Source organism: Pseudomonas sp. S09G 359 (genome assembly GCF_002843605.1).
Lineage (GTDB): Bacteria > Pseudomonadota > Gammaproteobacteria > Pseudomonadales > Pseudomonadaceae > Aquipseudomonas.
Genome location: NZ_CP025263.1, coordinates 4,513,381 through 4,526,644 on the forward strand (window position 1 = coordinate 4,513,381; position 13,264 = coordinate 4,526,644).

Here is a 13,264-nt window from a genome sequence, read left to right on the forward strand (position 1 = left end):
TCGCCACAGGAGTGAGTGTCAGGCCTTTACGTTCTGGCGGACATTCCAGCCAAACTTCACCGCCCCGCCGTCCTTGGCGCCATCGGCCTTTTGCGGCTGGTAGCTGACGTAAGGGGCCGGCTTGTGTAGAGGACGGGCTTGTGTGGCGAGCGGGCTTGCCCGCGTTGGGTTGCGAAGCAACCCTGAAACCTGCACCTCGATCAACCCTGACACGCTGCGGTTGAGCTCATGGGGGCTGCTGCTCAGCCCAACGCGGGCAAGCCCGCTCGCCACAGGAGTGAGTGTCAGGCCTTTACGTTCTGGCGGATATTCCAGCCAAACTTCACCGCCCCGCCGTCCTTGGCGCCATCGGCCTTTTGCGGCTGATAGCTGACGTAAGGAGCGGGCTTGTATAGAGGACGGGCTTGTGTGGCGAGCGGGCTTGCCCGCGTTGGGTTGCGAAGCAGCCCTGAAACCTGCACCTTGATCAACCCTGACACGCTGCGGTTGAGCTCATGGGGGCTGCTGCGCAGCCCAACGCGGGCAAGCCCGCTCGCCACAGGATTGAGTGTCAGGCCTTTACGTTCTGGCGGATATTCCAGCCAAATTTCACCGCCCCGCCGTCCTTGGCGCCATCGGCTTTTTGCGGCTGGTAGCTGACGTCGACGGTGGCGAAGTTCAAGGCGATGCTGTCGTACAACACGTCATCGCTACTTTCAGCGCCGGTGCCGTAGGACACCACCATCACTTCTTTCAGGGTGATCACCAGGTACTCCACCGGGCTGGCCCCGCCGGCCTTGCGTACCACCAATCGCGCCTCGGGGTAATGCTTGCCGCTGGCGCAGGCCATCATCAGGTTGGGGCTGGATTTATCCAGCGGCTTCTTCAGGTTCAGGTTGGCAATATTGACCTTGCCCGCGCCGCCCCCACTGCCTGTATGCATCGACCCGGTCTGCGACAAACCCCACGCCCATTCGGTGATATCGATCTCGTCGCGATGGGCCTGGTCCCGTGATTCACCCTTGATATCGCCCAGCTTCAAAAACATATCGACTGCCATGTTGGCTCCCTGTCCTGTTATGCGTCGGTAGTGACGTGGGGCGCACTTTTCCCCAACCGCGCCCAGGTCCACAAGACGTCAAAGTGGGTTCAGGAAGTGCCTGACGTTAAAAGGCGAAGCTTCCGACATTCATCCCAGCTGCGGCATCTTTACTCTCTCGACTCCCCAAAAAAGGAGTTATGGAATGTTGGCTTCCCCGCTCAAGGATGGCTTCCCCTCGGCCCACCGCACCACACGCCAACGTATCGAAAGCAGCATCGACCTGCACCGGTTGTTCTTCGCCATCGACGCCGACCCGGCACTGATTGGCGCGGGCGTGGTGTATATCGATGCGATGTTCAACGTGGTGGTGCTGCGTGAGTTTCAAGCGATTTGCAGGGTGCAGCCGATCAAGCTGGTATTGCGTGAGGCGCCCCGTTATGTGGGGGCGGTGGAGTTCAAGCGGATGTTGGAGCATGAGCCACGGGAGTCGGAATTAATCAGGGAGGCACTGAGTGCGGGGGCGACGTGTGCGGGAGCACTCTTGAGTTGGCATGTTATTCACAGCGGGATCGCCTTGATGCCTTTTACTGGAGGTGTAAGCGTTGTGATCTCGTTCATCGGCACAGCCGCAGTAGTAGCAGGTCTGTTCCAGTGTGGCGCCGGAGCTTATCGAACAGCAAACGAAGTGTGGGACCCGCAGATGAATGACAACCTGGACAGTAACGCATGGTACGAAGGAATGATGGCGGCTCTGGATGCTGTTTCCTTGCTTGGGGTCGCTACTTCTGCCGCAACGACAGTGAAAGTTATCAACCTGTCCAAGCGGGCAACAGGCAAACCACTTCGAGAGGTACTCCGTGGCCTGAGCCGGCAGGAGCGAAGAAAATTGACGGACGAACTGCTGAAAATGCAGGACCCGCGGTTGACCCCCAAGCTCCTCAAACTCAAGCAGGCCGCGGGCAATGCACCTAAAAGCATTCCAGCGGCCAGGATAAAACCAATCAGCGCCATCCATCGCAATGATGCTATTGCCGCAGCGCTGGGTATAACCAGCAGCGCGGCTTCAGGCAATACGAAGACGCTGGCGATCGGTATCTACGAAGAGTTCAAGGAATGAAAAACCACCCAGCGCCCTTTAGCATCGAAGATCCTCGGCGACTTTGGGCACGCCACAGGCTGGCGTTGTTTGGCGGGATTCTGTCGTTGTGCTTTTCGGTTGCCATTGCCGGTACGCTAATGAACCTCACCTACTTCGCTGACGCATCTGATGAGTTCAGCAATGCAGTATTTTTAGTCGGAGGAGGTACGGCATGCGTGGCATTTGGCGTCGCACAGAGCATTATCCTCCATGGTTATAGTCAGTGGGTTTGGCTTCAGGTCGGTGTGTTCATGACTTACGTGCTGCTTGTACTTCCGACAGTCATTTACAGCCCCGATCGCGTCCTATTTACCCTTGCCGTACTGAGTCCGTTGATAGGACTGTTATGCCTGAACAGTAAACGCCAACGGGAAATGCGCCACAAAATGGTAGAACTCCGCCACAAACGCGAAGCCATCATCGCGACCCTGAAACAACAAGGCCGCCGGAAATGGTGGTAACCCGCCTACCTACGTGGCGAGCGGGCTTGCCCGCGTTGGGCTGCGGAGCAGCCCTGAAACCTGCACCCCGGTTCATCCTGAGACACTGCGGTTGAGCCTATTGGGGCTGCTGCGCAGCCCAACGCGGGCAAGCCCGCTCGCCACAGGATTGAGTGTCAGGCCTTTACGTTCTGGCGGATATTCCAGCCAAATTTCACCGCCCCGCCGGCCTTGCGTACCACCAACCGCGCCTCGGGGTAATGCTTGCCACTGGCGCAGGCCATCATCAGAAGTGGGTTCAGGAAGTGCCTGACGTTAAAAGGCGAAGCTTCCGACATTCATCCCAGCCCCGGCATCTTTACTCTCTCGACTCCCCAAAAAAGGAGTTATGGAATGTTGGCTTCCCCGCTCAAGGATGGCTTCCCCTCGGCCCACCGCACCACACGCCAACGTATCGAAAGCAGCATCGACCTGCACCGGTTGTTCTTCGCCATCGACGCCGACCCGGCACTGATTGGCGCGGGCGTGGTGTATATCGATGCGATGTTCAACGTGGTGGTGCTGCGTGAGTTTCAAGCGATTTGCAGGGTGCAGCCGATCAAGCTGGTGCTGCGTGAGGCGCCCCGGTACGTGGGGGCGGTGGAGTTCAAGCGGATGTTGGAGCATGAGCCTCGGGAATCTAAGCTGGTGGCGGAGGCGGTGAAAACGGCAGCCGCATGTACGGGAGCGGCACTAAGTTGGATGGTCGTTACCGGCGGGTTTGTGCTGATGCCATTTACGGCGGGAACAAGTGCGGTGATTACGTTTATTGGTCAGGCCGCCATGGCTGCCAGCATCGCCCAATGTTTAATTGGTGTAGGTAGAACCGGCGCTGAAGTGATCGCGCCGCAAAGTCTTGACCGCCTAGACAGCGAAGCATGGTTCCAGGCAGTAACCACTGTACTGGATGGCGTTACACTTTTGGGAGTCGGGGCATCAGCGTTGACCACGGTAAAAGCGATCAACGTCAGCACAAAAGCAACGGGACAGACGCTACGGCAGGTGCTGAAAAGACTCACCCGACAGGAGCGAGCAAAACTCAATGATGAATTACTCAGAATCCAAGACCCGCGATTGACAACCAAACTGCTCAAGCTGAAACAGGCCGCTGGCACCGCCTCCAAGCGTATCAGCGCGACAGATATGCAACACGCAACGGTCAACCACATAAGAGATGCATTGGCTGCAACATTAGGACTTACCAACGCTATTGCTATCGGACTCTATGAAGAGTTCAGCCAATGAAGAAACACAAAGCACTAAAAGCCCTAGAGAAGATGGGACACAGCAGTAGTCTTCCCGACTTAAATACGCTGAGCGGAAAAGATCTGTTCTACTCGGTGTTCTACATTGAAGACCCACGACCGCTGCGTAAACGTTACGGTCCAGTGATGGGCGGATGGATGCTCGCCGGGTGCTTCTCAGTTGCCATGACGGGGTTGCTGATATTGAACACTTATTTGTCCGGGGCCCCTGAGGATGCGACGCTACGCAATTGGTTCTTTAGCGGGTTGGCAATAAACGTGGTGTTTTCCATCGCCCAGATACAGGTGCTATACGGTCACCCCCACTGGACCTGGGTCAACGTCGTGATCTACCTCATGTGCCTGCTGGTATCACTTCCCACCATCGCCTACCGTCCCAATCTTTACCTATACGCAATAACCCTCCTCGCCCCCCTGCTCGGCCTGCTGATCCTCAACAGCAACCGCTGCCGCGAACTGCGGCGAAAGTCGGTGGAGATCCGCCACAAACGCGAAGCCATCATCGCGACCCTGAAACAACAAGGCCGCTGGAAATGGTGGTAACCGCGCCTACCTATGTGGCAAGCCCGCTTGCCACTTGTCGATACCTATGCTTGCAACAACCGCCCCGGTATATCCGCCAGCAAACTGCGCGTGTAATCACTCTGCGGTGCGGTAAAAACCCGCTCGCAAGGCCCCTGCTCCACCACCCTGCCCGCTTGCATCACCACCACATGATCGGAAATCTGTCGAACCACCGCCAAATCATGGGAGATAAACAGGTAGCTCAAGCCCAAGCGTTCCTGCAGCTCGGCCAGCAGTTTCAGGATCTGCCTCTGGATCGACGCATCCAGCGCCGACAATGCTTCATCCAGCACCAGCAACTGCGGCTCCAACGCCAGCGCCCGTGCAATCGCCACGCGCTGGCGTTGCCCGCCGGACAACTCCACCGGCCGGCTGGCTAACCAACGCGCCGGCAATTCAACCTGTTCCAGCAGGCTCGCCGCACGCTGCCGTCGCCAGGCACCATCGCCGATATCAAAGGCCTGCAGCGGCTCGCTGATGATCTGTTCCAGGCTCAGCCTTGGGTTCAGGGACGCGTAGGGATTTTGATAGACCACCTGGATCCGACGCCGCAACGCCAGCCACTCGCGACGCGATACGTGGCTGATGTCCTGGCCGTCGAAGACCACGCTGCCGCTGTCGAGCCGTTCGAGGCCGAGGATCAGGCGCGCGGTGGTGGACTTGCCCGAACCCGACTCCCCCACCAAACTGGTCGTGCCATGACGCGGCAGGTGGAAGGACACCTCATCCACCGCCAACGGCGTCGGTTGGCGCCAGGTGGAGAAATCCTTGCGCAGGCCCTGCACCGTCAACAGCGGTGTCACGTCGGCACGGGCCGCACTCACTGGCCGCTGTTGTTGCACCAGCAGGCTCGGCGCCGCTTGCAGCAGTTGCCGGGTATAGGCGTGCTGCGGCGCCTCGAACACACGGCGCGCCTCGCCGCTTTCAACAATGCGCCCCTGGTACATCACCAACAGCCGATCCGCGTGATCCAGCGCCACGCCCAGGTCGTGGATGATCAGCAAGACTGCCGTGCCGCGCTCCCGGGCCAGGGTTTGCAAGCGGTCGAGAATCTGCCGTTGCACGCCCACGTCCAAGGCGCTGGTGGGCTCGTCGGCGATCACCAACGGGGGATCGTTGGCCAGGGCGATGGCGATCAATACGCGCTGGCGCATCCCGCCGGAGAGCTGATGAGGGTAACCCCGCGCCACCCGCTCAGCGTCCACCAGCCCGACTTCGCGCAGCAGCGCCAAACTGCGTGGGCGGGCCAGCGGCTTGGGCACGCCGTGCAGGGTCAGCGCCTCGACTAATTGATGGCCGATGCGTTTGACCGGGTCGAGGGACATGCCCGGGTCCTGCGGCACGAAGCCCACGCTGCGGCCACGAATACTCTGCCAGTGGCGCTCGCTGGCAGTGGCCAACTCTTGGTCCGCCAGGCGAATGCTGCCGGATTCAATCTGCGCGTTGGCGGCCAGCAGGCCCATCAAGGCCGCCGCCGTGGTCGATTTGCCTGAGCCGGACTCGCCGACAATCGCCAGGATCTCGCCGGCCTTGAGCTGAAAATCAATCCCGGCCACCCCGACGGTGCGCCCGTCACCACCGTGGTAGGCGATGCGCAAGTCGCGTACCTCCAGCAAAATCTGCTCGCTCATCCAATCACCCCTTGATCGTGTTGCAACGCCCGCGCCAGTTGGTTGGCCGACACCACCACTGCCGCCACCACCAGGCCCGGCAGGCTGGTGTACCACCACGCAGCAATCATGTAGTTGCGCCCTTCGGCCACCAGCAGGCCCCATTCCGGTTGCGGCGGGGGCGCGCCGAAGCCGAGGAAACTCAAGGCCGACACCGACAGTACCGCGCTGCCGAATTCCAGGGCCGCCAAGGCCAGTACCGGCGCGCTGGCGTGGGGCAGGATATGCCGGGTGATGATGGTCCATGGCCCCACGCCACAGGCCGAGGCGGCTTCGACAAAGGTGCTGGCACGCCAGCGCAACACCTCGCCGCGCACCAGCCGGGCAAAGGTCGCCACCGACGACAAGCCCACCGCCAAGGCAATGTTCAGCGTGCCGAACCCCAACACCGTGATCACCGCCATGGCCAACAGCAATGCCGGGATCGCCATCAGCACCTCCACCAGACGCATCAGCAGCGCGTCCACCCAGCCGCCGAAGAACCCCGCCAGCACCCCAAGCAGAATGCCGCTGAACAACGCGATCAGTACCGCCAGCAACGTGGCGCGCAAGGACAGCCCGGCGCCATACACCGTGCGGCTGTAGAGGTCGCGGCCGAGGTGGTCGGTGCCAAACCAATGAGCCGCGGACGGACCCTGCAAGGCATCCGCCGGCACCCCCAGCAATGGGTCGAACTGCGTGAACAGCTGCGGCCACAGCGCCCAGCCCAGCACCAGCAACAACACGATCACGCCCAGGGGCAGCAACGGGCGGCGGCGCAACAGGCGAAAGTGGCGCGGGCGCGGCAAAACGGCGGTCAACGCAAGGCTCATCGGGCGGCTCCACGGATACGGGGATCGAGCAACGGGTACAACAGGTCCACCAACAGGTTGACGCCGATAAAAATCAGCGCCGCCAACACCACCACGCCCTGCACCACCGGGATGTCCTGGGTGCTGACCGCGCCCTGGGCCAGACGCCCGACGCCTTCGCGGGAAAACACGGTTTCGGTGACCACCGAGCCGGCCAGCAAAGAGCCGACAATCACCCCGCTCAAACTGAGAATCGGGATCACCGCGTTATGCAGCACATGGGTCAACAGCACGCGCAACGGGCTCAGGCCCTTGGCACGCAGCGCATCCACAAACGGCAGGCGCGACGTGGCCGCCAGGGAACGTGCCAACACCTGGGCGATCACCGCACTGGTGGGGATGGCCAGGGTCAGCGTCGGCAACACCAGCGAGGCCAGGCCCTGGTTGCCCATGGCGGGGAACAGGTGCCAGCCGAAGGAAAACCACTGCAACAGCAGCAGCCCCACCCAGAAGGTCGGCAGCGACACCGCCACCGCCGGCAGCCCGAGCAACAGATCACGCAGCCAGCGCTGGCGGGCCAGGCTGGCGACCAGCGCCAGGCCCACCCCCAGCACCAACGCCACGGCCAGTGATACCAGCGCCAACGCCGCCGTCTTCGGCAAGGCCTCGGCCAGCGACGCCGACACCGGCTGGCCACTCTGGATCGAGTTGCCGAAATCCAGTTGCACCGCGTGCCACAAGGCGATGCCGTACTGCACCGCCAGCGGCTCGTCGAGATGGTACTGCGCACGCAACGCCGCCACTTGCTGCTGGTTGACCGTGCTCTGCTCGCCGCTCTGGTTGAGCATGATGCTCACCGGGTCGCTGGGCAGCGCATACAGAATCACGAATGACAGGCTGAACGCCGCCCACAGCACCAGCAGCGCCTGGCCGCCACGGCCCAACAGGTACAGCAGCGCGCCCCTCATGGCTGCAACCAGGTGTCGAAGAATTGCAGGCGTGACGACGCCTCGTAATGCAGGCCCTGCACATTCTTGCCATGCGCCAGCACGGTCGCCAGTTCCACCAGGGCTATCGCATGGCCGTCACGCAGCAACAACTCGCTGGCCTGGTCGATCAGGACCTGGCGCTGGGCAGTGTCGAGGGTCTCGGACGATTCGCGCAACAGGCGGTCCACCTCCCCCGGCTCACGCTTGTTGATGTTGTAACCCTGGGCGTAATACACCGTGCGCAGCACGTCCGGATCGGCGCGGGTGAGGTTGAGAAAGCGCACGCTGAAATCGCCCCCGGCCTGGATCGCCGTGACCTGGCTGATGGTGGATTTATTCAACTGGAAGTCGATGCCCACGCCCTTCAACTGCTGCTGCACCAGCTCCAGGATGGGCGTCTGCTGCCAGTAATCCAGGCGGAACCCCAGGCGCTTGCCGTCCTTGACCCGCACGCCATCAGGCCCCACCTGCCAACCGGCCTCGTCCAACAGTTTGCGCGCAGCGGCCGGGTCGTAGGCCAGCAGGCTGGAAAAGTCGCGGTACAGCGGCGTGCTGCTGGCAAGCAAGGCACTGGCAGGTTTCTGGTAACGCGAAATGATGCGCTGCAACTCGGCGCGGTCAATCGCCTTGTTCAGCGCCTGGCGCACCCTGATATCGGCGAACAGCGGCGTTGATTCATTCAGCGCCAGGTTGAACACCACACCGGGGTTGGCCCGGTTCAGCAGCACCAGGCCCTGGCCCTCGATGCTCGGCTCATCCTGGGGCGCCACGCTGGTGTTCACCTCGATCTGCCCGGAGGCCAGGCTGCCCAGGCGTACGCCGGATTCGGGAATGATCAGGAACTCGATGCCATCGAGCCAGGCCTTGCCTTTGTGCGCCGCCAGGGACGAGCCCCACGCGTAATCGTCACGGCGCGTCAGCGAAACCTTCTGGTTATGCACGAACGACTTGAGCACAAACGGCCCCGAGCCCACCAACTGGCCCTGGCAGCGGTCACCCGAAGGCAGTGCCAGGTTGGCCGGCGACAACAGGCCCAGGGTCATGGTCGAAGTGGCCTGCAGGAACTGCGCGTTGGGTTGTTCGAACTCGACCACCACCGTGTGGCTGTCGGGCGTGTCGATGCGCTTGAGCCCGGCCAGGTAGGTCGAACCGAGGATCGAACGCGCGCCCAGGGCGACGATGGCCTCCAGGTTGGCCTTGACCGCCGCGGCGTCCACCGCCGCGCCGTCGCTGAACGTTACGCCCTGGCGCAGCACAAAGGTAAAGCGCCGCGAATCGGCTTCCACCGCCCAACGCTCGGCCAGCCACGGCACGATGGCGCCGGTGAGCGGGTCTTGATCGGTGAGCGAATCCACCAGTTGCCGGCCCACATTCAGTGCGGTGTTATTGCCGGCCTGCTGTGGGTCGACGCACTGCGGGTCGCCGTCCAGGGCCACGCGCAGGGTGCCGCCGCTGTGGGGCTTGGAGGCGTCGGCCTGGCTGACTTCGCCCGGGGGGCCGCCGCACGCCGCCAACAACAGTGCCAGCAGCGCGACTGAAAACTGCCTCATGAACGCGCCCCCTGATGCCGGTTGGCGATATACGGCAAGCCGAGGTTTTCGCGCAGGGTCTGGCCCTGGTATTCATGGCGGAACAGACCTCGGCGCTGCAGCAGCGGCACCACGCCTTCGGCAAAGTCGCTGATGCCTTGATGCAAGCCGGAGAACATCACGTTGAAGCCATCGGCGGCGCCGCTTTCGAACCATTCCTGGAAATCATCCGCCACGCTTTCCGGCGTGCCGATCAGGATGCGATGCCCGCCGGCAGTCAGTTTGTTGAACAGCTCGCGCACGGTGGGGCGTTCGCGGCGGATCAGGTCGAACACCAGCTTTTGCCGGCTCTTATGGGTGTTGGTGTCGAACTGCTCGGGCGGCAGCGGCACCAGGGAATCAAACGGCAGCTCCGACAGGTCGAACCCCAGACTGGTAAAGCGCGAGATCGAACTGAGGAAGGCCTTGGGATCTTGCAGCTCCTGCAACTGATCGTATTTGGCCTGGGCTTCGGCCTGGGTGCGGCCGATCACGGTGGAGACGCCCGGCAGCACTTTCAGGTGCTCAGGGTTGCGCCCCAGGTCGGCCGCCGTCTGCTTGATTTCGCGGTAGAACGCCTGGCCCTGCTCCACCGTATGCTGGGCAGTGAAGATCAGCTCCCCGGCCCGCGCGGCCAGGCGCCGGCCGGCGTCGGATGAACCGGCCTGGGCAATCACCGGGTAGCCCTGCACCGGCCGTGCGGCGTTGAGCGGGCCCTGCACCTGGAAGTATTTGCCGTGGTGGTTGAGCACGTGCAACTGGTCGGTGTCGAGCCATTGCCCCGAGGCCTTGTCCTGGATAAACGCAGCGTCGCCCCAGCTGTCCCAGAGGCCGGTGACCACGTCGTAGAACTCTTCGGCACGCTCATAGCGGTCGGCGTGCAGCGTATGGTCGTCGCGGTTGAAGTTTTCGCCACCGCCCAGGGACGTCACCAGGTTCCAGCCCACCCGGCCGCCACTCAAATGGTCGATATTGGCAAACTTGCGCGCGATGTTGTACGGCTCGTTGTAGGTGGTGCTGGCCGTGGCGATCAGGCCGATATGCCGCGTGGCCAACGCCAGCGCCGGCAGCAACACCAGCGGGTCCCAGCGCACGCTGTTGGGGCCGCGCGCCAGGGCCAATGGGTCGAGGTCGACGTTCACCGAGTCATTGAAAAACAGCGCGTGAAAGCGCGCCGCCTCAAGCTTCTCGGCGATCCAGCGGTAGTGTTCGAAATCACGGAACGAATCGGTGGTCGCACTCGGGTGGCGCCAGGCGGAGCCCATGATCCCGGCACTGGGGATGAAGGCGCCGAGCAGCAGTTGTCGATCTTGTTGGCTCATGTCGCAGTCCTCATCAGAAGGTGTAGGTGGCGCGGGTGTACCAGAACGCGCCGTAGGGATCGAACGGCGAGATGCTGCCGAACTTGGGAAAACCGTTGATATCGCCCTGGGGGAATGCGTTGTTGTCAGCCTTGACGTTGAGAATGTTGTTGGCGCCCACGGCCAGGTTGAGGTCCTTGGTGAGGTTGTAGGCCACCTCCAGGTCGGTGAGCCACTTGGCGCCATAGGTCACGTCATAGGCCGGGTTGGTGTCGCGGGCGATGACCTTGTCGTAGCGCGTCAGGCCGGCGTTGATGTCGAACTTGTCGACCTTCCAGTTGGCACTCAGGATCAGCTTGGTCTTGGGGTTGGCCACGGTCAGGTAACCCTGGGCCACACGGTCGAACAGCACCAGGCTGCTGCCCACGGCGGTAAGCGCAGCAGGCGTCGACTTGATGCTATCGATCGTGGTTTTGTTGTAGTTGGCCGCCACGCCATATTTGACAGTGCCCAGGGCGCCGTAGTCGACGCGGTAGTCGGTGACCAGGTCGATGCCACGGGTGGTGGTGTCGGCGGCGTTGGTGAAGTACTTCACACGGTAGCCAGGGCGGTAACCGTTGGCCTGCAGGATCTGGTCCACGCCATTGCCGAACAGAAAACCGGTCTGGGCGATGCGGTCGCTGATTTCAATCTGGTAGGCGTCGACGGTGATATTGGCTTCAGGCACCGGTTTGTACGCAAAGCCGAGGCTGATATTGCGCGACTTCTCCGGTTTCAGATCTTCCGCCCCAAGCGCCTGGGCCAAGGGTGAGTCGACCCGCACCGACTTGGCCTCGACGAACTGCGCCACGCCGTTGACGGTGGTGTATTGGTTGGCGGTTTGCGCATACACCGACTGCGACAGCGACGGCGCGCGAAAGCCGTTGCTGAGGGTGCCGCGCAAGGCAAATTCGGGGGTGAAGTCATAACGCATCGAAAGCTTGCCGCTGCTGGTGTTGCCGGAGCTGTCGTCGTAATGCTCGAAGCGCCCGGCCACGCCCAGATAGAATTTTTCGGTAGGGTTGAGGCCCAGGTCCACATAACTCGCGTAGCTGTTGCGGCTGGCCTGGCCTTCGTCTTCCGGAGTCAGGGTGATCGCGCCCTGGGCGCCGACTGCGCCCGGTTGCCCGGCCAAGGGGCCGCTCGGGTAGATGTACCCCCCGTTGATATACGACAGCGGGTTGCCGGACTCGGTCTTGTAGCGCTCATGCCGGTGCTCAAGGCCGGCCGAGACCTGCAGCGGTTTGCTCAAGCCCACTTCAAAGGCGCGGGTCAGGTCGAGGTTGTTGGTCCACTGGTCGAAATAGTTGGTGTAGGTGGTGAAGTGCGTAGGGCTCGACGGGCCGAGGGACGCGTTGAGGGTCTCGTCGGCGCCGGCCACGCCCTTGTCGCGGCCAAAGGTCGAACTCAAGTCCCAGTTCCACTCGGCGACCTTGCCCTTGCCGCCGGCCGCCACCTGGTAGTCGGTTTCGCGCAGGGTGTAGAACGGCGCGGTGCCGTCCGGGTAGATCGACGGGATGATATTGGTGGAGTTCGGCCGCCGGTAATTCTGCCCGCCTCGCGCATCGCGTTGGCTGAGGGTGGAGAACGAATACAGGGTCACGTCGTCCAGGGGCAATTCAGCGTTGTAGGCAACGTTGATAGCCTTGATTTTCGGCAAGCCGTTTTTCTGCACATCCTTGTCGTTGGCCTCGCGCGGGTCGGCCGAGCCATCGGGCTGGCGGTAGTAGAACGCGCCGGTGGCATCGCGGGCCCGCACGGAGGTCTGCTGGGACTTGGCGTCCAGGGACAGGTTGAAGAAGCCGTCGTTGGGCAGCGCAAAACCGTTGTTGAAGGTCTGGCGAATAGTGCCGCCGTCGCCCTTGGTGTATTCGCCGTAGGAGGTGCTGACCGAGCCGCCGTTGTCGTTCTGCTTGAGGATGATGTTGATCACCCCGGCAATCGCGTCCGAGCCGTACTGCGCAGAAGCACCGTCGCGCAGCACCTCGATATGGTCGATGGCGCTGACCGGGATCATGTCCAGGTCCACCGGGTTGGTGCCGTAGGCCGCCGTGGAGTCGAGGTTGATCACTGCGCTGTTGTGGCGGCGCTTGCCGTTGACCAGCACCAGCACGTTGGAACCGTTGAGGCCGCGCAGGCTATAGGGCCGCGCGATGCTGTCGTTGGACGAACCCGATGGCCGCTGGGAGAACGACGGCAGGGTTTTCTGCAACGCGGCGCGCAAGCTGCTGGAGCCGGTTTTTTCCAGCTGCTGGGCGCTGATCACATCGATCGGCGCTGGGCTGCTGGTCACGGTGCGCGCCTCGCTGCCCCGCGAGCCGGTGACAATCACCGTGTCGAGGGTGTCATCGCTGGCGCCATAGGCCGGCAGCATGGAAAAACCGGCGAACAGCAGCGGCGCGAGTTGCAGGGTGGAGCGGTAGGCAATGGGTTTCATGG

The 13,264-nt window shown here is 62.3% G+C and carries 11 protein-coding genes and 2 pseudogenes; 4 read left to right on the forward strand and 9 right to left on the reverse strand.

The window, feature by feature from the left end:
* Window positions 1-284: 284 nt before the first annotated feature.
* A pseudogene (locus CXQ82_RS31490) lies at window positions 285-374 on the reverse strand (type VI secretion system tube protein Hcp); the annotation flags it as partial.
* Between the two features lie 176 nt (window positions 375-550).
* Entirely contained in the window at window positions 551-1,039 is a 489-nt protein-coding gene (locus CXQ82_RS20445; protein WP_101272026.1) for a type VI secretion system tube protein Hcp, read from the reverse strand.
* Between the two features lie 184 nt (window positions 1,040-1,223).
* Here CXQ82_RS20445 and CXQ82_RS20450 point away from each other — a divergent pair, with 184 nt between their 5' ends.
* Together CXQ82_RS20450 and CXQ82_RS20455 are read left to right on the forward strand one after the other, a co-directional pair.
* A complete protein-coding gene (locus tag CXQ82_RS20450) occupies window positions 1,224-2,138 on the forward strand; it encodes an NAD synthetase (RefSeq protein ID WP_101272027.1) in 915 nt (304 codons plus the stop codon).
* Window positions 2,135-2,620 (forward strand): hypothetical protein, encoded by a 486-nt coding sequence (locus CXQ82_RS20455; protein WP_101272028.1) that lies wholly within the window; start codon window positions 2,135-2,137, stop codon window positions 2,618-2,620. The genes CXQ82_RS20450 and CXQ82_RS20455 overlap by 4 nt, the downstream gene beginning before the upstream one ends.
* 200 nt (window positions 2,621-2,820) lie before the next feature.
* Here the strand turns inward: CXQ82_RS20455 and CXQ82_RS32020 are convergent.
* A pseudogene (locus CXQ82_RS32020) lies at window positions 2,821-2,898 on the reverse strand (type VI secretion system tube protein Hcp); the annotation flags it as partial.
* Window positions 2,899-2,992: 94 nt separating this feature from the next.
* On the opposite strand from CXQ82_RS32020, the gene CXQ82_RS20460 reads away from it, so the two are divergent.
* Window positions 2,993-3,883: an NAD synthetase gene (locus CXQ82_RS20460; RefSeq protein WP_101272029.1), complete on the forward strand. Its 891-nt coding sequence runs from the start codon at window positions 2,993-2,995 to the stop codon at window positions 3,881-3,883.
* Window positions 3,880-4,446: a hypothetical protein gene (locus CXQ82_RS20465; protein WP_101272030.1), complete on the forward strand. Its 567-nt coding sequence runs from the start codon at window positions 3,880-3,882 to the stop codon at window positions 4,444-4,446. The genes CXQ82_RS20460 and CXQ82_RS20465 overlap by 4 nt, the downstream gene beginning before the upstream one ends.
* A 44-nt stretch (window positions 4,447-4,490) precedes the next feature.
* On the opposite strand, the gene CXQ82_RS20470 is transcribed toward CXQ82_RS20465, so the two are convergent.
* From CXQ82_RS20470 to CXQ82_RS20495, 6 genes are read right to left on the reverse strand one after another with little or no spacing between them, the layout of a single operon-like run.
* Window positions 4,491-6,098 (reverse strand): ABC transporter ATP-binding protein, encoded by a 1,608-nt coding sequence (locus CXQ82_RS20470; RefSeq protein WP_101272031.1) that lies wholly within the window; start codon window positions 6,096-6,098, stop codon window positions 4,491-4,493.
* Complete coding sequence (locus tag CXQ82_RS20475) at window positions 6,095-6,949, reverse strand: ABC transporter permease (protein WP_101272032.1); 855 nt, start codon at window positions 6,947-6,949, stop codon at window positions 6,095-6,097. The genes CXQ82_RS20470 and CXQ82_RS20475 overlap by 4 nt, the downstream gene beginning before the upstream one ends.
* The gene (locus tag CXQ82_RS20480) at window positions 6,946-7,896 is read right to left on the reverse strand and encodes an ABC transporter permease (protein ID WP_101272033.1); all 951 of its coding nucleotides are present in this window, start codon (window positions 7,894-7,896) and stop codon (window positions 6,946-6,948) included. The genes CXQ82_RS20475 and CXQ82_RS20480 overlap by 4 nt, the downstream gene beginning before the upstream one ends.
* The gene (locus tag CXQ82_RS20485; protein WP_101272034.1) at window positions 7,893-9,467 is read right to left on the reverse strand and encodes an ABC transporter substrate-binding protein; all 1,575 of its coding nucleotides are present in this window, start codon (window positions 9,465-9,467) and stop codon (window positions 7,893-7,895) included. The genes CXQ82_RS20480 and CXQ82_RS20485 overlap by 4 nt, the downstream gene beginning before the upstream one ends.
* Window positions 9,464-10,807 (reverse strand): LLM class flavin-dependent oxidoreductase, encoded by a 1,344-nt coding sequence (locus tag CXQ82_RS20490; protein WP_101272035.1) that lies wholly within the window; start codon window positions 10,805-10,807, stop codon window positions 9,464-9,466. The genes CXQ82_RS20485 and CXQ82_RS20490 overlap by 4 nt, the downstream gene beginning before the upstream one ends.
* A 13-nt stretch (window positions 10,808-10,820) precedes the next feature.
* Window positions 10,821-13,262 carry a TonB-dependent siderophore receptor gene (locus tag CXQ82_RS20495; RefSeq protein ID WP_101272036.1) on the reverse strand — a complete coding sequence of 814 codons (2,442 nt, stop codon included), beginning with the start codon at window positions 13,260-13,262 and terminating at the stop codon, window positions 10,821-10,823.
* Window positions 13,263-13,264: the final 2 nt, after the last annotated feature.

Bases quoted from the DNA above. Each gene is read 5' to 3' on its own strand.
- CXQ82_RS20455 (WP_101272028.1), top strand. From the start codon at position 2,135: ATGAAAAACCACCCAGCGCCCTTTAGCATCGAAGATCCTCGGCGACTT.
- CXQ82_RS20485 (WP_101272034.1), bottom strand. From the start codon at position 9,467: ATGAGGCAGTTTTCAGTCGCGCTGCTGGCACTGTTGTTGGCGGCGTGC.
- CXQ82_RS20445 (WP_101272026.1), bottom strand. From the start codon at position 1,039: ATGGCAGTCGATATGTTTTTGAAGCTGGGCGATATCAAGGGTGAATCA.
- CXQ82_RS20465 (WP_101272030.1), top strand. From the start codon at position 3,880: ATGAAGAAACACAAAGCACTAAAAGCCCTAGAGAAGATGGGACACAGC.
- CXQ82_RS20475 (WP_101272032.1), bottom strand. From the start codon at position 6,949: ATGAGCCTTGCGTTGACCGCCGTTTTGCCGCGCCCGCGCCACTTTCGC.
- CXQ82_RS20490 (WP_101272035.1), bottom strand. From the start codon at position 10,807: ATGAGCCAACAAGATCGACAACTGCTGCTCGGCGCCTTCATCCCCAGT.
- CXQ82_RS20480 (WP_101272033.1), bottom strand. From the start codon at position 7,896: ATGAGGGGCGCGCTGCTGTACCTGTTGGGCCGTGGCGGCCAGGCGCTG.
- CXQ82_RS20450 (WP_101272027.1), top strand. From the start codon at position 1,224: ATGTTGGCTTCCCCGCTCAAGGATGGCTTCCCCTCGGCCCACCGCACC.
- CXQ82_RS20470 (WP_101272031.1), bottom strand. From the start codon at position 6,098: ATGAGCGAGCAGATTTTGCTGGAGGTACGCGACTTGCGCATCGCCTAC.
- CXQ82_RS20460 (WP_101272029.1), top strand. From the start codon at position 2,993: ATGTTGGCTTCCCCGCTCAAGGATGGCTTCCCCTCGGCCCACCGCACC.
- CXQ82_RS20495 (WP_101272036.1), bottom strand. From the start codon at position 13,262: ATGAAACCCATTGCCTACCGCTCCACCCTGCAACTCGCGCCGCTGCTG.